This window comes from Ectothiorhodospira sp. 9100 (assembly GCF_022227565.1).
In the GTDB taxonomy this organism is placed as follows: domain Bacteria; phylum Pseudomonadota; class Gammaproteobacteria; order Ectothiorhodospirales; family Ectothiorhodospiraceae; genus Ectothiorhodospira; species Ectothiorhodospira marina.
This window is the reverse complement of the sequence record NZ_JAJNAN010000035.1, coordinates 1-17,346: the sequence shown is the minus strand read 5'-3', so window position 1 is coordinate 17,346 and position 17,346 is coordinate 1. Positions and strand designations below refer to the sequence as shown.

14 protein-coding genes are annotated in these 17,346 nt (G+C 64.4%); 9 read left to right on the top strand and 5 right to left on the bottom strand.

Annotation, left to right across the window (positions count from 1 at the left end; all coding sequences use genetic code 11):
* Positions 1 to 8 precede the first annotated feature (8 nt).
* The 5 genes from LPW29_RS10980 to ppa all read right to left on the bottom strand — a co-directional run bounded on the left by LPW29_RS10980 (position 9) and on the right by ppa (position 5,581).
* A complete protein-coding gene (locus LPW29_RS10980; RefSeq protein WP_238628041.1) occupies positions 9 to 893 on the bottom strand; it encodes a septal ring lytic transglycosylase RlpA family protein in 885 nt (294 codons plus the stop codon).
* Entirely contained in the window at positions 890 to 1,981 is a 1,092-nt protein-coding gene (gene mltB, locus LPW29_RS10975) for a lytic murein transglycosylase B (protein ID WP_238628040.1), read from the bottom strand. The genes LPW29_RS10980 and mltB overlap by 4 nt, the downstream gene beginning before the upstream one ends.
* Positions 1,978 to 3,096, bottom strand: a complete 1,119-nt coding sequence (rodA, locus tag LPW29_RS10970) for a rod shape-determining protein RodA (protein WP_238628039.1) — start codon at positions 3,094 to 3,096, stop codon at positions 1,978 to 1,980. Before rodA ends, mltB begins: the two co-directional genes overlap by 4 nt.
* Positions 3,096 to 4,943, bottom strand: coding sequence for a penicillin-binding protein 2 (gene mrdA / locus LPW29_RS10965; RefSeq protein WP_238628038.1), 1,848 nt, complete (start codon positions 4,941 to 4,943; stop codon positions 3,096 to 3,098). The genes rodA and mrdA overlap by 1 nt, the downstream gene beginning before the upstream one ends.
* Before the next feature lie 104 nt (positions 4,944 to 5,047).
* Positions 5,048 to 5,581, bottom strand: a complete 534-nt coding sequence (gene ppa, locus LPW29_RS10960) for an inorganic diphosphatase (RefSeq protein ID WP_090254276.1) — start codon at positions 5,579 to 5,581, stop codon at positions 5,048 to 5,050.
* A gap of 178 nt (positions 5,582 to 5,759) precedes the next feature.
* Between ppa and LPW29_RS10955 the strand changes: the two genes are divergently transcribed.
* From LPW29_RS10955 to LPW29_RS10915, 9 genes are all read left to right on the top strand, one after another.
* Positions 5,760 to 6,422, top strand: a complete 663-nt coding sequence (locus LPW29_RS10955) for an adenylate kinase (RefSeq protein ID WP_090254274.1) — start codon at positions 5,760 to 5,762, stop codon at positions 6,420 to 6,422.
* 55 nt (positions 6,423 to 6,477) lie between these two features.
* Entirely contained in the window at positions 6,478 to 8,676 is a 2,199-nt protein-coding gene (locus LPW29_RS10950) for an LPS-assembly protein LptD (protein ID WP_238628037.1), read from the top strand.
* Positions 8,660 to 10,027, top strand: a complete 1,368-nt coding sequence (locus tag LPW29_RS10945) for a peptidylprolyl isomerase (RefSeq protein WP_238628036.1) — start codon at positions 8,660 to 8,662, stop codon at positions 10,025 to 10,027. Before LPW29_RS10950 ends, LPW29_RS10945 begins: the two co-directional genes overlap by 17 nt.
* A 2-nt stretch (positions 10,028 to 10,029) precedes the next feature.
* A complete protein-coding gene (gene pdxA / locus LPW29_RS10940; protein ID WP_238628054.1) occupies positions 10,030 to 11,043 on the top strand; it encodes a 4-hydroxythreonine-4-phosphate dehydrogenase PdxA in 1,014 nt (337 codons plus the stop codon).
* 44 nt (positions 11,044 to 11,087) lie between these two features.
* On the top strand, positions 11,088 to 11,417 hold the full coding sequence (locus tag LPW29_RS10935; protein WP_090254269.1) for a DUF4156 domain-containing protein: 330 nt from the start codon (positions 11,088 to 11,090) through the stop codon (positions 11,415 to 11,417).
* Positions 11,392 to 12,231 (top strand): 16S rRNA (adenine(1518)-N(6)/adenine(1519)-N(6))-dimethyltransferase RsmA, encoded by an 840-nt coding sequence (rsmA, locus tag LPW29_RS10930; protein WP_238628035.1) that lies wholly within the window; start codon positions 11,392 to 11,394, stop codon positions 12,229 to 12,231. Before LPW29_RS10935 ends, rsmA begins: the two co-directional genes overlap by 26 nt.
* A gap of 128 nt (positions 12,232 to 12,359) precedes the next feature.
* Positions 12,360 to 13,484 (top strand): transaldolase, encoded by a 1,125-nt coding sequence (gene tal, locus LPW29_RS10925; RefSeq protein WP_238628034.1) that lies wholly within the window; start codon positions 12,360 to 12,362, stop codon positions 13,482 to 13,484.
* A 136-nt stretch (positions 13,485 to 13,620) separates the two neighbouring features.
* The gene (gene glk, locus LPW29_RS10920; RefSeq protein WP_238628033.1) at positions 13,621 to 14,637 is read left to right on the top strand and encodes a glucokinase; all 1,017 of its coding nucleotides are present in this window, start codon (positions 13,621 to 13,623) and stop codon (positions 14,635 to 14,637) included.
* 45 nt (positions 14,638 to 14,682) lie between these two features.
* On the top strand, positions 14,683 to 17,262 hold the full coding sequence (locus tag LPW29_RS10915; protein WP_238628032.1) for a DUF2339 domain-containing protein: 2,580 nt from the start codon (positions 14,683 to 14,685) through the stop codon (positions 17,260 to 17,262).
* Positions 17,263 to 17,346: the final 84 nt, after the last annotated feature.

Sequence of the window (17,346 nt, the reverse complement as noted above, 5' to 3'; positions counted from 1 at the left end):
GGGGAACCTTAATCGGAAACGATGCGAAAATCCGTGATGCCCATCCCCTCCAGGATGCGCCCGACTTCGGCCGCCCGGGCCTCGTCGGCTTTGGGCCCGAGGCGCACCCGGTACAAGCGACGATCCTCGACACGACCTTCCGTGACGGTCACAGGCCCCAGGCCCCGGGTCCGTAGACGATCCTGCAGCCGTTCCGCGTTGATGCGACTGGCAAAGGCACCCACCTGAACAAAGACCTGGCCAACGGATGCCTGCGACGGCAATGATGGCATCAGGAGAACAGGGGTCGGCCCTCCCTCATCGGTATCGCTGGTTGCCGCGGGCGGACGTGCCGCCTGCTGCTGCGCACCCGAGACCGGATAGGGCTCCAGGGCCTCCACCTCCACGCGTGCCGTGCCCTGGCTGATCATGTCGATACGATGCGCGGCCGCGTAGGACAGGTCGATGATGCGATTCTTCGCAAAGGGTCCGCGGTCATTCACCCGCACCACCACGCTGCGCCCGTTCTCCAGATTGGTGACCCGGGCATAGGTGGGCAACGGCAAGGTCGTGTGGGCCGCGGTCATGGCGTACATGTCGTAGGGCTCGCCACTGGAGGTGCGCCGACCGTGAAACTTGGTGCCATACCAGGAGGCGATACCCCGCTCCCGGTAGCCCTCGGCAGAGGCCAGCGTGACATAACGCCGCCCGAACACCTCGTAAGACTCCGGATTACCATAACGGCTGGGGGGCTCAGGCCGTGGCGTGGGCTCCTGAACAGCGGCCAGATCGGGCACCTGACTGGGATGGGGTGCCCGGTCACCGGACACCGGCCCCCGTGGACCGCCACAGGCAGTCAGCACGCCCACCACCAGGACCAGCAGCAGCGCGCGCACCGGCCCGCGAGGGTTCACGTGTCATCCCCTCCGCGCAATTCGGCTTCCCGCGCCTCACGGATCTCACGGGACAACTCGTACACGGCCATGGCGTACAAGGGGCTGCGGTTGTAGCGGGTGATCACATAGAAATTCTCGTACCCCAGCCACACCTGAATGCCATCCTCTGCCTCCAGCTCGATGACCGAGAAACGGGCATCCGGATCCACCGACGAAACCGGACGGACGCCTTTTTCGGCCAGCTCATCAAGCGTGTACAGGGCCCGGTAGGGACGGCTCACCAGTGCCTTGTAGTCATCACTTTCCACCTGAGCACGCACCACCACGGGCGCCCCCATGGACCAACCATGACGCTGGAAGTAGTTGGCCACGCTGCCGATGGCATCGGGCCAGGAATCCAGCAGATCCCGGCGCCCGTCGCCGTCGAAGTCCACGGCGTATTCGCGGTAGCTTGAGGAAATGAACTGCCCCCGGCCCATGGCCCCGGCATAGGAGCCGCGGGTCGCACGCAGATCCAGGCCTTCCTCTCTCACAAGACGCAGATAATGAGACAGTTCGGAGCGGAAGAAATCGGCCCGGGGCGGGTAATCAAACCCCAGGGTCACCAGGGCATCAAAGACCGGGAATCCACCGGCATGGCGGCCGTAGAAGGTCTCCACACCGATGATGGCGACGATGATGTCCGGGTTGACCCGAAAACGCTCCTGGGCCCTTAGCAGGGTGGATTCATGCGCCTCCCAGAAACGCACCCCCGCCTGGATACGCTCGCGGGTGAGAAAAATGGGTCGATAATCCTTCCAGGGCCGGGCCTCCGCCGGGGCGGAGATCAGGTCCAGCACCCGCTGCAGCCCGTCGGCACCCGCGAACAGTGCGCGCAGTTCATCCTCATCAAACCCCTCTTCCACCCGCGCCTCGATGAAGCGCTGTACCTCGTCTCGTTCCAGATAGGCGGGATCACCCGCCTTGAAGCGCGGTGAGGCCTCGCTCACGCCGGAAATGAAGGCGAACAGGAAACACAACCCCATGATCAGGGTCATCACCCGCAGGGCCGGGCTTGAGAGGGAACCGCGCATCAGGGTCACCAAGGGGGGTAGGGGGAAACTCATCGGGCCAGCAGTCTGCGATGGGAATGGATGGACATGAGAATACCGAATGCCGCCATCAGGGTCACGAGGGATGTCCCGCCATAACTGAACAGGGGCAACGGCACCCCCACCACCGGCAGCAGCCCGATCACCATGCCGGTGTTCACGAACACATAAATGAAGAAGGTCACGCTCAAACTGCCAGCCAGCAGACGCGCATAGGTATCCTGGGCCCGCACGGCGATGATCAACCCGCGGAAGATCACGAAAAGATACAGGGCCAGGAGCACCAGCACCCCCAGCAGACCGAATTCCTCAGCATAAACAGCAAAGATGAAATCAGTGGAACGCTCAGGCAGAAACTCCAATTGGGACTGGGTACCATTCAGCCAGCCCTTGCCGTAGACCCCGCCTGAGCCGATGGCAATCTTGGACTGGATGATGTGATAGCCCGCCCCCAGCGGATCACTCTCCGGATTGAGCAGAGTGAGTACCCGTCGACGCTGGTAGTCCTGCATGAAGTGCCACAGCAGGGGCGCCGCTGCCACGGCCAGCGCCCCCAACCCCAGGAGCACCCGCCAGCGGATGCCCGCCAGGAAGATCACCAGCAGGCCCGCCCCGCTCACCAGCAGGGCCGTGCCCAGATCCGGCTGCTGGGCAATCAACCCCGCCGGGACGGCCACCACCACCCCCGCCACGACCAGCTCCCGCAGGCGCGGCGGCAGGGGGCGATCGGCGAAATACCAGGCCACCATCATGGGAACGGCCAGCTTCATGAATTCCGAGGGCTGAAACCGGATCAGGCCCAGATCCAGCCAGCGTTGGGCCCCCTTGCCCATTTCCCCGAAAAACATCACCAGGACCAGCAGCAACACGCCCATCAGATACACCCAGGGCGACCACTGACGCAGGTGATGATGGGGGATCTGCGCCAGTAGCATGAGCGCACCAAAGGCCAGGGCCACCCGGACACCCTGGCGTTGCACCATATCCAGGTTCTCGCCGCTGGCGCTGTAGAGCACCACGAAACCCAGGGCCAGCAAGAGGGAGATCCCCCCCAACAACGGCAGGTCCAGGTGCAGGGCGCGCAGGATCTGACGCCCGGGACTGACCTCGGCGGCAGCGGTGTGAAACATCAGGACTCCATCTCCAGAAGGTAGTAGTCCATGACCTTGCGGGCCATGGGGGCCGCCACCCGGCCACCACTGCCACCGTGCTCAACGATCACCGCCACAGCAATCCGGGGGTCGTCGGCAGGGGCATAACCGATGAACAACGCATGGTCATGGAGATGCATCGCCAACTCATCCTCATCATATTCCTCTTCCTCCCCCAGACCGAAGACCTGTGAGGTGCCGGTCTTGCCGGCAATACGATAGGCCGCATCCTGGCCGGCCGAGGAATGAGCCGTGCCCCGGGCCCGGTGCAGCACATGCTCCATGGGCTCGCGTACCTGATCCCAGTATTCCGGGCGACTGACCTGCACCGGGGCCAGCGGCCCGGACTCGTCCAGCGCCAGTTCTCCCCCGTCGCCCTGGATGTGCCCCCGCAGCAGGTGCGGGCGCACCCGTTCCCCGCGCATCGCCAGCGTACTGGTCAAAGAGGTCAGTTGCAGGGGTGTGGTGAGCATATACCCCTGGCCAATGGCGGTGATGAGTGTCTCGCCGGGATACCAGGGCTGGTTGTACGCGGCCCGTTTCCATTCGCGGCTGGGCAGCAGGCCCTGGCGCTCGCCCGTGCTGTCGATGCCAGTACGCTCACCGAGACCAAAGCGCCCCAGAAACGACGACATGCGATCAATCCCCAGTTTGTGGCCCAGATCATAGAAATACACATCGGACGATTGGGCAATGGCCCGATCCAGATCCACCGTCCCGTGATAGCGCCAGTCACGGTAACGCCGGGTATCATTGGGCAGGGTGTAATAGCCCGGGGAGTACATGGTGCGCTCGGCCGTGGTCACCCCATGCTCCAGACCCGCCAGCCCCACCACGGGTTTGAGGGTGGACCCGGGGGGATACTGTCCGGACAACGCCCGGTTGAACAGGGGTTGACGCCGATGGGTACGCAGTTCCTGAAACACGGACCGCGAGATGCCATGGACAAAGAGATTGGGATCGAAGCTCGGCATACTGACCATGGCCAGCACCTCGCCATTGCGCGGATCCATGGCCACGATAGCGCCGGCGTACCCGTCCAGGATCTCTTCCGCCGCCCGCTGCAGGCGCACATCCAGGCTCAGCACCAGATCCCGTCCCGGCGTGGCCGGCTCCCGCTCCAATACCCGCAGCGTGCGCCCCTGGGCATTCACCTCCACCTTCTGGAAGCCCACGTGTCCGTGGAGCTGGCTCTCGTAAAAGCGTTCAATCCCCAGCTTGCCGATATGCGTGGTGCCGGCATAACGTTGGGTATCGATGCGGGCCAGCTCCCGCTCGTCGATGCGCCCCACATACCCCAGTACATGGGCCAGCGAAGCGCCTTGAGGATAATGCCGGGCCACCCGCGCCTCCACATCCACCCCAGGGAAGCGGTGCCGGTTGACCGCAAAGTTGGCCAACTCTTCGTCCGTGAGATTGAGCTTCAGTGGAACAGCCTGGAAGGGACGCTTGCCCTTCAGCATACGGCGAAATCGCTCGATGCGCGCCTCATCCAGATGCACGATCCGGGCGAGCTGCTCCAGGGTGGCATCCATGTCCGTCACCTGCTCCGGAGTGACCTCCAGCTGATAGGCCGGACGGTTCTCCGCCAGCACCACCCCATTGCGATCGAAGATCAGCCCTCGGGGCGGCGGCAGCGCCTCCAGGCGCACGCGATTGTTCTGGGACAGCGTGGAAAAATGAGAATAACTGGCCACCTGCAAGTGACCCAGACGCGCACTGACAATCCCGAACAGCAAGGTGACCATCACCATCAGGATCACCACTCGGGCAAGGAACAGCCTCTTTTCCTGGTAGTGATTCTTGAGGGGTTGGCGCACCGGCATGGGCTTGCGGATTCCGGGGATACGTGCGGGATTACACAATACTCACGACCCACGCGGGGCGCGCAATCCCTCGCGGGATGCTGCACCCCACGGAACCGTTCAGGTCAGCCCTTCTGCTGGAAGCGCTTGACGGAGGACTCGATCTCCGCACGGGCGGCGTCCACGCCTTCCCAGCCTTCCACCTTGACCCATTTATTGGGCTCCAGTTCCTTGTAATGCTCAAAGAAATGCTTGATCTGGTCCAGCAGCAACGGCGAAACATCATCAGGCCCCTGGATACGATCGTACTCAGGATAGAGCTTGGACACGGGCACGGCCAGCAGCTTGGCGTCTTCACCCGCCTCATCGGTCATCCTGAGCATGCCCACGGGGCGAGAACGGATCACACTGCCGCTGAGCAGCGGATGCGGGGTCATGACCAGCACATCCACCGGATCCCCGTCATCGGAGAGGGTGTGGGGGATAAAGCCGTAGTTGCAAGGGTAGAACATGGGCGTGGCCATGAAGCGGTCCACCAGCAGCGCGCCGCTGTCCTTGTCCACTTCATATTTCACCGGCGAGGCCTGGGCCGGGATCTCGATGATCACGTTCACATCATTGGGCAGGTCCTTGCCGGCAGGAATATTGTCTATATTCATGTTGCTTTACTCCAGATGAGTTGAAAACGGACGCGGCATTATAACGGCATGACGCGCTGCGAAAAGCATGAATCCAGTGGGGGGTGGTTGCACCCCAATGGCTGGAGCAGGTATAAGTCTCGGCCTATTGTCTTGAATAAATCGCTTAAAACAAGCTCTAAGCTAAAGGGGAAATACCATGCGTATCGTCCTGTTGGGCGCTCCCGGTTCCGGCAAGGGAACCCAGTCCAAACTGATCATGGAGCGTTACAAGGTTCCGCAGATCTCCACCGGTGACCTGTTGCGCGCCGCGGTGTCCGCGGGCACCCCCCTGGGTCAGAAGGCCAAGGCCGCCATGGACGCCGGCGAACTGGTCACCGACGACGTGGTGCTGGGCATGATCCGCGAGCGTCTGGCCATGCCGGACACCCAGCGTGGCTACATCCTGGACGGCTTCCCCCGCAACCTCAACCAGGCCGGCAGCCTGGATGAAATGCTCACCGATCTGGGTCAGCCCCTGGATGCTGCCGTGCTCATTCATGTGGACTTCGAGAGCCTGATGCAGCGGCTTACCGGTCGTCTCACCTGCGCTTCCTGTGGCGCGGTGTTCAACAGCTACACGCATCCGCCCCGCCAGGAGGGCGTCTGTGATCTGTGCGGTGGTGAACTCAAGCACCGCTCCGATGACAACGAAGAGACCATCGGCAGCCGCCTGAAAGTCTACCAGGCTCAGACTGAGCCCCTGGTGGAATACTATCGGGACAAAGACCTGCTGCACACCGTCAAGGGGGAAGGTGAAATCGAGGACATCTTCAAGGAGGTTTCCAAGGTGCTTGAGTCTGTGGGCGGCCCGAAGGCCTGAAGGCCCTGACATGCCCCCCGCCGGTGCTGAGGGAACAGCACCGGAACCACCCCCGTTGATCGGACTCGCCACCGTGTACCGACACGCGCCCTCGCTGATATTGTGCATTCATGTCGCCATCACGCCAGCCCTGGCGGATGAATGGGCCCTGTGCGATTACCACCCGCCCACCCCGGACACCACCTACCCCGATGATGGACAACTGCGTTTCCGGGCAGACAAGGCCGTTCTGGACCGTGAGGGGGTCTCGCGCCTGGAAGGAAACGTCGAGGTATTCCAGAGTACGCGCACCCTTACCGCCAACCGCTTCGAGTACGAGAAGGCCCGGGATTATCTGGAGGCCACAGGCAACGTCACTTTCGAGGACAGGGCGGGGCTCAGCTTCGACAGCAGCGCCGGCCATCTGTACCTGGATTCCGAAAAGGGCCGATTCGAAGAGGTGGAATACTTCTTTCAGCCCCGGCACGCCCGGGGGAAGGCACGCACCATCGAACCCCGCGGTGCCGAGCGCTTTCGCCTCAACCATGCCAGCTACACCACCTGCGATCCGGGTCGCCAGGACTGGCAACTCACCGCCAGCCGGGTGGACCTGAACCAGGACACCGGCCGAGGCACCGCCCGCAACGTGCTCTTGCGCTTTCACCGGGTTCCCTTGCTATACACCCCCTGGATCAACTTCCCCATCGACGACCGGCGCCAGTCAGGGCTGCTGCTGCCCAGCATCGGCAATGCCGACTCCACCGGACTGGATGTGGAGATTCCCTATTACTTCAACCTGGCCCCCCACCGGGACGCCATCCTGGCCCCTCGTTACCTGGGTCGTCGGGGCACCATGCTGGGCGCTCAGTACCGGCATCTTTCCCAGAGTTCCACAGGGGAATTTGATCTGGAATACCTCCCGGACGACAGTGTGTACGGGAACGACCGCAGTCTGTTCATATGGGATCAGCAATGGCGTCCCACCTCGCGGCTGCGCCTGCATACCGAAGGCTCGGACGTGTCCGATGCCGACTACCTGTCAGACTTCGGAAACTCCCTCAGCGACACCAGCACCACCCACCTGGAGCGACGCGCCGACCTGAGCTACCACGCCAGTCACTGGAATTTACTGGCCCGCCTGGAGGACTACCAGACCGTGGACGACAGCATCGTCGACCCGAACCAGCCGTACAAGCGCCTGCCGCAGTTCCTTTACCACGGCAGCTGGCCACAATCCGCCTACGGCATCGACCTGGGCATGCGTGCCGAATGGGTCAGCTTTGACCGCCGCGACAGCATTACCGGGCAACGCACTGATATCATGCCCGAGGCCAGCCTGCCCCTGCGGGGCGCAGCCTGGTTCCTGACTCCCCGGGTACGGTATCGTTTCACGCACTATGATCTGGAAGGACAACCGGCAGGGACCGACCCTTCGCTGCAGAGAAACCTGCCGGTCACCAGTGTGGACGCGGGACTGTTCTTCGATCGTCCACTGGGCGAAGACCGCTTCCAGACGCTGGAGCCACGACTGTTCTACCGCTACACCCCCTACCGGGATCAGGACGACCTCCCCCGGTTCGACACCTCGGAATACGGTTTCAGCTTCGACCAGCTATTCCGGGACCAGAGCTTCAGCGGCCCGGACCGGGTCGCTGATGCGAACCAGCTGACCACGGCCTTGACCAGCCGGGTGGTGGACGCGGGCACGGGGATCGAACGCTTCCGGGTGAGCCTTGGACAGGTTCATTATTTCGAGGACCGCCGCGTGCGGTCAGAACCCGGGGACCCGCCCCTCACCAACAACAGTTCCTCCATCGTGGCAGAGGCCGCCTGGCGACCTGACGCCAACTGGAGCGTACGGGGCACGACTCAATGGGATCCACACCGGGAACAGACCGAGCGCCGCACCGCGCATCTGCAATACCGGGAGGATGGCAACCGCGTGGTCAATCTGGGCTACCGGTTTCAGGAAGACCGCCTGGACCAGACCGACCTCTCCTTTGCCTGGCCCCTGTCCAGGCGGTGGGACGCCGTGGGACGATGGGCTTACAGTCTGGAGGATGAGCGGGACCTGGAGATCCTGGCAGGCCTGGAGTACAACACCTGCTGCTGGGGTGCCCGAGTGGTGTTTCGCCGCTATCTCACCGACGGCCTCCAGGACGAATATAATGAAGGCATCCACTTTCAACTGATCCTCAAGGGTCTGGGCAGTCTGGGCACCGGACTGGGAGACCTCCTGAGTGAAGGCATACTGGGTTATGAAGACGATTATTAGCATCCTGCTCGCATGGCTCGTCGCCTCCGGGAGCGTGGCCCTGGCCCAGGAAGGCAACAACCACCCGGGGGTGGTGCCGCTGGATGAGGGCGGCCGCCTCCTGGATCGTATCGTTGCCGTGGCAGAGGAAGATGTGATCATGCAAAGCGAACTGCGTGAGCGCATCCAGACCATCCAGCGCCAGTTGGCCGCCCGGGATGGTCAAACACCGCCGGTGGACACCTTGGTGCGCCCGGTACTGGATCGCCTGGTGCTGGAGCGCCTGCAACTACAGGAGGCCCGCCGCATCGGCATCCGCATCGACGACATCAGCCTGAATAACGCCATCGAGAACATTGCCCGGGAAAACGGCATGAGCCTGGCCCAGTTCCGCGACCGCCTGGTGGCCGATGGGATCGATTTTCGCGCCTTCCGGGAACAGATCCGGGACGAGATGGCCATTGCCCAGTTACATCGCCGCCAGGTGGACAGCCGTATTCAGGTGAGTGAGCAGGAGATCGATGACCTGATCGCCAGCGAGAGCGGGGCCATCGACCGGGACGTGGAATACCGCCTGCTGCATCTGCTGGTTTCCCTTCCCGAGGGGGCCACCCCCGAACAGATCAGCGAAACCCGGGAACGGGCCGAGCGCATTCGCGAGGAGGCTGCCGAAGGGGCCGACTTCACTGAACTGGCCCTGCGCGAATCAGAGGGACAACAGGCCCTGGAAGGCGGCGACCTGGGGTGGCGCAATGCCAGCCAGGTGCCTACCCTGTTTTCCCGGCACGTGGTGCTCATGCGGGAGGGGGATGTGAGCGAAGTGATCCGATCCCCGTCGGGCTTCCATATTGTCAAGCTTGCGGATCGACGTGCCGGCAGCCGCAGCCAGGTACAGCAAACCCGGGTGCGCCATATCCTGATCAGCCCCAGCGAGGTGGTCAGTGACCGGGAAGCCCGTGACCGTATTCGCTCCCTGCGCAACCGCATTCGGGATGGAGCCGATTTTGCGGAACTGGCTCAGGCCCACTCGGACGATCGCGGCAGCGCCCTGCGTGGCGGCGATCTGGGCTGGACTGACCCCGGCGACATGGTGCCCCAGTTCGAGCAGGTGATGAACCGTACCGAACCGGGCACACTGAGCGAGCCCTTCCGCACCCAGTTCGGCTGGCATATCCTCAAGGTGGAGGACCGCCGCAGCCACGACAGCTCCAGGGAACTCATGCGTTCCCAGGCCCGGGAGATCATCCGCAACCGCAAGCGAGATGATGAGCTGGAAATCTGGCTACGTCGTCTGCGGGACGAGTCCTACGTGGAGTTGCGCCTGGAGGATGTGGCAACGCGGGATGCCGGCGCGAACCAGCGGAGCCGCTGATGATGTCGCCCCGGCCCATTCCCCGTATCGCCATCACACCCGGCGAACCTGCCGGTATCGGTCCCGACCTTGTGGCCATGCTCAGCCGGGAACCCTGTGCTGCCCAGCGGGTAGTGGTGGGCGACCCTCAGGTACTGCTGGAGCGGGCCGAGCAACTGGGCATCCATCTCACGCTCATCCCTCTGGATCCGGACCAGCCCCCTCAGGCCGATGCGGCGGGCCAGCTACATCTGTGGACAGGCTGCACCGTGGCGGAACCGGTCATCCCCGGTCAACTCAACCCGGCCAATGCCCGGTACGTGCTGGACACCCTCACCCAGGCCGCGGATGGCTGCCTCCGGGGGGTGTTTGCAGGGCTGGTCACCGGCCCGGTTCACAAGGGGATCATCAATGAGGCAGGCATTCCCTTTACCGGACACACCGAGTTCCTGGCCGAACACTGCCAGGCGCCCATGCCGGTGATGATGCTCACCGCCGGGACACTGCGAGTGGCCCTGGTGACCACCCACCTGCCCCTGCGCCAGGTCGCCCAGGCCATCACCACCGAACGCCTGGAAACCGTGCTGCGCGTGCTGCACGCGGATCTCGAGAGCCAGTTCGGGATCGGGAGGCCTCGTATCCTGGTCTGCGGCCTCAACCCCCATGCTGGCGAGGGCGGTCACCTGGGCGACGAGGAGATCCACGTGATCACGCCGATACTGGAGCGCCTGCGTGGCGAAGGCATGGACCTGACCGGGCCCTTGCCGGCCGACACCCTGTTCACTGAACGACACCTGCGTCATGCCGACGCGGTGCTGGCCATGTATCATGACCAGGGCCTGCCGGTCCTCAAGCATGCCGGTTTCGGCAGTGCCGTGAACGTCACCCTGGGCCTGCCCATCATCCGCACCTCCGTGGATCATGGCACGGCCCTGGATCTGGCCGGCACCTGCCGGGCCGAAGCAGGCAGCCTGCAGGCAGCCCTGGCCACCGCCATCCACATGGCCCAGGCCCGTAACGGCATCGCACCGGCATAATGGATCAATCGTCTTCCTCCATGGCACATGCACAGGAGCCTGTCATGAACCGCGCCCCGCATCTTATTGTCCTTACCCTGACCGTTGCCGCCCTGCTGTCCGCTGGCTGCACCTTCGTCAAGCTCTCCCCCGAGGCCGAAGCCACACGCGTTGTTCCCACCGACCGCGTAGCCGACTGCGAACGCCTGGGCAGTACCACCGCATCCATGGCCGAGCGCATCGGTTTCATCAAGCGCCCGCCCGAGCGCATTGAGCAGGAGTTGGAACACGCCGCCCGCAATGCCGCTGCTGACATGGGGGGTGATACGGTCGTGCCACGCGGTGAAATCACCGACGGCAAACGCACCTATGACGTCTACCGCTGCCTGCGCTGATCGGATACCCCCCTTGAACCATGCTCCCCGCAAGCGCTTTGGTCAGCATTTCCTGCATGACCCAGGCATCATCCGGCGCATTGTTGGCGCCATCGCGCCGCACCCTGACGACACCCTGGTGGAGATCGGCCCCGGCCTGGGCGCCATCACCGGTCCTCTGCTGGAGCGCCTCCACCACCTGCATGTGGTGGAGCTGGACCGGGATCTGATTCCGCACCTGCATGGCCTGGGCCCACCCGGCACCATCACCGTGCATGCGGCGGATGCCCTGCGCTTTGACCTGGCCAGCATCCCCGGACCACGCCCCCTGCGGGTGGTGGGCAACCTGCCCTACAACATCTCCACACCACTGATCTTTCATCTACTGGCCCAGGCTGCGCAGATTCGCGATATGCATTTCCTGCTGCAAAAGGAAGTGGTGGACCGTCTGACCGCCGGCCCCGGCACTGCCGCTTATGGGCGCCTGGGCATCATGGTGCAGTACCGCTGCCGTGCCGAGCCCCTGTTCCCCGTGGGCCCGGGCGCCTTTCGGCCGCCGCCCCGGGTGGACTCCGCCGTGGTGCGCCTGACCCCCTACGAGACCCTGCCGTATCCAGCTCGGGACGAGCCCCTGCTGGCGCGCCTGGTGCAACAGGCCTTCACCCGGCGCCGCAAGACCCTGCGCAATGCCCTGCAGGGCCTGGCACTGCCGGAGCAGATCGAGGCAGCCGGCATTGACCCGACACACAGGCCCGAGACCTTGTCGGTGGAGGCCTTCGTGCGCATTGCGGATATCGTCTCCGATACCGCCCCGGCCAGCCCTCCCGGCCATTGACGCCCGCGCCGGTTATCGCGTTCCATCCTTCCCGCACGGGCGCTTGGGATAGCGGCGCTGCTAGCGCCCTCCCCTGCGTACACGTTAAACTGGGCGCTTTTCTCCGCCGTGGGCGAGGATAGAATCACATGGCCGAACATAATCCGCTGCTGCGTCTGCGCGACCTGGACCAGAGCGTCTGGTACGACTACATCCGCAAGGATCTAATGGAATCCGGCGAGCTGGCCCGACTCATCCGTGAGGATGGCCTCGGCGGGCTGACCTCCAACCCCGCCATCTTCGACAAGGCCATCACCGGTAGCGATCTCTACGATGGGGGCATCCGCCAGGCCCTGGCCGTGGACCCGGACATCAGCACTGCGGCCCTCTTCTATCAACTGGCCATTGGGGACCTCCAGGCCGCCGCCGACGCCTTCCGCGGCACCTACGATCAAACCGAAGGGCAGGATGGCTTTGTCAGTCTCGAAGTCTCTCCGGAGCTGGCCTTCGACGCCGATGGCACGGTGCGCGAGGCCCTGGATCTGGCCGCCCGCGTGGATCGCCCCAACCTCATGATCAAGGTACCCGGCACCCTGCCGGGGCTGACGGCCATCGAGCAACTCACCGCCCAGGGTGTGAATGTGAATGTGACACTGCTGTTCTCGGTGTCCCGTTATGAGGCCGTGCTGGAGGCCTATCTCAAGGGGCTGGAGGCCCGCATGGCACAGGGCTTGTCCGTGGATCGCATGGCCTCAGTGGCCAGCTTCTTTGTCAGTCGGGTGGATACCGCCCTGGACGACATCCTGGAAGAACGCATCCGCGAAGGCCGGCCCGTGGAGCACATGCAGGGCCGCCTGGCCATTGCCAATGCCAAACTGGCCTATGCCCACCTCCTGCAGGTCACGCAGAGCGAGCGTTGGCAGCGCCTCAAGGCCGTGGGCGCCCGCCCCCAGCGCCTGCTGTGGGCCAGCACAGGTACCAAGAACCCCGCTTACAGCGACGTGCTCTACGTGGAATCCCTGATCGGCGCGGATACGGTCAACACCCTGCCCCCGGCCACCTACAATGCCTTCCGCGACCACGGTCGGGCCGAGCCGACCCTGGCGCAGGATCTGGAACAATCCCGCGCCCTGATCCAGGGCCTGCCGGACCTGGGCATTGACCTGGAGAGTGTGACCAACCGCCTGGAAAGCGAGGGCATCGAGGCCTTCGCCAAGGCCTTCGACCACCTCATGCAGGGCCTGGAAGACAAACGCACCCGCCTGGGGGGTTAGGAAAAAGGGGACAGACACCTTTTCCGTGCGCGCCGCTGGCGCGCGGAAAAGGTGTCTGTCCCCTTTTGCTCGTTTTGCGAAACCGCCGGAATACTTCATTATAGACCTCTGGCCCCTTTCCACGGCAGGTGGTGCAATGAAGATTCTGGCAGGCGATATTGGCGGCACCAAAACCCTGCTGATGCTGGCGGATGTTTCCCATGGTCGCCTGTCAACCCTGGCACGGGAACGCTACGCCAGCGCCGACTTTCCGGATCTGGCCCCCATGGTGCGGGCCTTCCTGAGTGACGCAGGTCTTGCCAGCGACGGCATTGATGCCGCCTGTTTCGCCCTGGCCGGCCCTGTCGCCCGTCAGCAGGGCGTGGACCGGGCCCGGCTCACCAACCTCCCCTGGGAACTGAATTCCACCCATCTGGCGGACAATCTCGGCATCCCCCAAGTGGCCCTGCTCAACGATTTCGAGGGCATCGGCCACAGCCTGGACGATCTCCCCACCGAAGCACTTCACTCCCTGCAAACCGGTCAGGCCGACCCGGAGGGTGTGCGTCTGGTCGTGGGCGCCGGGACCGGCCTGGGTGTGTGCATCGTGCCGCCAGGGCATCCCCTGTGTGTTTTACCCACGGAGAGCGGACACGCGAGTTTTGCCCCGGCGGATGCCCGCCAAGCGCGTTTATGGCACTACGTAGCCGATCAGGAAGGGCGCTGTACCCGCGAACATCTGCTCAGTGGCCGGGGCCTTGGACGCATCGCCCGGTTCCTGGTGGCCCAGGGTCAATCGCCGGGCCAGAGTCTCGGTCTGGCCCTGGAAGGAGACGACCCTGCCCCTATTATCTCGCAACTGGCCCTGGAAGGCAGTGACCCCGTGGCCGTGGAAGCGGTGGCGCTGTTTCTAGCCGTCTACGGGGGTCAGGCCGGGGACCTGGCCCTGGGTTGCCTGCCCTTTGGCGGTATTTTCATCGCTGGTGGCATCGCCCCACGGCTGCTGCCACGAATGCAGGAAGGCGGCTTCATCCAGGCCTTTCGCCAAAAACCGCCCATGAGCCACCTACTGGAACGCATGCCGATTCAGGTCATCGGTGATACCGACGCCGGCCTGCTGGGCGCCGCCCGCCACGCCGCCAGCCTGTGTCAACACCCGTATCAGGCCCGCTGAGCCCATGAATATCCGCGGCCTTGCGGCCTCTCCCGTCTAGTCCGTATGGAGACTCTGTCGATCCTGCTCGGCATGGTGATCCTCGCCGCCCTGATCGGGGGATTACTGGGCTGGGTGGCCCTGTTTCAGAACCGGGTGCTCAAGGCCCGAATCGCCCGGCTTGAACAGGCGTTATTACCCGCCCAGACCCGGACCTCGAGCGTCACACCCCCCGGGACTGCCACCCCCGCGAACGTACCGGCGGATACCCGACCCTACCCAACCAGCACGGCACCTGCCAGGGCTGCCCGTGACCGCTGGAACGCTACACCCAGCGTAGCGCCCTCCCGGACCTACCCCACCTGGATGGAGCATCTGCTCAGCCAATGGATGGTCTGGCTCGGCGGCCTGTGCGTGAGCCTGGCGGGGATCTTCATGGTCAAGTACAGCATCGACGCCGGGCTGCTGGGCCCCTGGGGTCGAGTCATCCTGGCCCTGGCCACGGGCCTGGGTCTGCATGCCCTGGCCGAGTGGCTGCGCCGGCGCAAGGGGCATGACCCGTCCCTGGCCGCCCTGGCGGGAGCGGCCAGCATCACCCTGTATGGTGCCCTGCTGGCTGCCCTGCACCTCTATGCCCTGCTGGACCCAGGCATCGTCTTCGTGTTGCTGGCCGGGGTCTCCCTGTTGACCATGGCGCAGGCGCTGCTCCACGGCCCGATCCTGGCGGCCATCGGATTGCTCGGTGCCTTCGTGGTGCCGCTGCTGGTGGCTGAGGGCGGCGGGGATATCGCCATCCCGCTCATCTACAGCCTGATCATCACCGCCAGCGGCCTGTGGCTGCTGCGACGAATCTTTCGCCCCTGGCTGTGGTGGGGCATTGTCGCCGGGGCCCTGGGCTGGTGGATGTTATCCATGCCCACCCCCGCTGGAGACGGGCTGCGCGGTCTTTATCTGGCTGCTCTGGCCTACGCTGTGGTGGCCATCCCGCGCCACCAGTGGCTGCCTTGGAAGCCTCGCCCGCGCCCCGCGGGGATGGTCGGTGGGCATGTCTCACTCATGGGGCGTCGGTGGGGCCCGCAGGCCCTGACGCTGCTGCTGATCACCCTGGCCTGGGGGGCGTCCATCCATCGTCAGGGTTTCGACACACAGGCACTAGCCCAGTGGGCGCCCCTGGTGGTGATCCTCATCCTGGCGGACTGGCGGCGAGCGGAACTGCAAGCCCTGCCCTGGCTGAGCCTGGGCATACAGTGGCTGGCCTGGCTGGCCAGCGCCATGACCCTCAACCTGCTGGCCGACCAGTACCAGCTAAGGGGGCTTACACCCGACCTGGAGGGGCCCTTCCTGCAGTTTGCCGGCGCCATGGCCCTGCTCTACGCCAGCCTGGCCTTGTTACACCTAAAACATCGCGGTTTTTCCCATGCCTGGATGTCCCTGGCCCTGATCGCGCCGCTGGCCTGGGTAGCCCTGGGCTGGCTGCTGATCAGTCGCATGGAACCGCATGCTGGCTGGGCCATGGGCCTGCTGATTACCGGCATGATCTACGGTGGAGTCGCCGCCCGGCGTCTTCAGCGCCAGGCACGGGATTTCATCGCCCTGTGGTTCGTGCTGGCGGGCCATCTGGCCTATGCCCTGGCGGCGGCGGTGTACTTCCGGGAAGCCGGGCTCACCCTGGCCCTGGCCGCACCTCTGCTGACCCTGGCCTGGCTGCGCAAACGCTACCCACTGCCCTGGCTGGAGACCCTCATCAAGGGGATCCTGCTGCTGGTGGTGGCCCGTCTGACCCTGAACCCCTGGGTGCTCAATTACCCACCGGATGTGCACTGGTCGCTCTGGACCGGCGGCGGCGCCACCCTGTTCTGCGTCCTGGCCGCCTGGCAAAGTCGCAGCCGTCCGTCCCTGCAGCGCTGGCTGGAGGCCGGCACCCTGCACCTGCTGGTGCTCACCCTGGGTGCGGAAGTGCGTTACTGGCTGCATGACGGCAACATCTTCATCGATCACTACAGCCTCACCGAGGCCGCCATCAACACCACCCTGTGGACGGCGCTGGCCATGGTGTACTGGTATCGGGCCGGGCGGGATGAGGCGCTGTCGGGACTCTACCGGGTGTGTTCCTGGATCCTGCTGGCCCTGGCGGCGGGCAGCTATGCACTGGCGTTGACCGTGCTCAACCCCCTATGGAGCACTGAGGTGGTCTCCGCCCGCCCCATCGCCAATATGCTATTGATGGCCTACGGGGCACCGGTGCTGATGACCCTGTGGGTGGCCTGGCGGCATCACCCCCGCGCCCGGCCCGTGGCCCTGGGCGTAGCCGGTGTGGGGTTCTGGCTGTTTTTGAGCCTGCAGGTGCGTCACCTGTGGCAGGGGAATGTCTCGCTCTGGCTATCCACCGGCCCGGGCGAGTTGTACACCTACTCGGCCGTATGGCTGGTACTGGCGGCTGCCAGCCTACTGGCCGGCAGCCTGTGGCGCCTTCAAGGCCTCTACCGGGCCGGCATGGCCCTGCTTGCACTGGTGATTGCCAAGCTGTTCCTGGTGGATATGGCGGGGCTCGACGGCCTGTGGCGCGTGGCCTCGTTCATGGGCCTGGGCCTGTCACTGCTGGCCCTGGCCTGGCTGCACCGGCAATGGCTCAACCGCACCGCATAAAGCTTAAAGGGAACAAAAAAGGGGACAGACACTTTTTCCGCGAAGCGTAAAAGGTGTCTGTCCCCTTTTTTTGTCCCTTTTTTA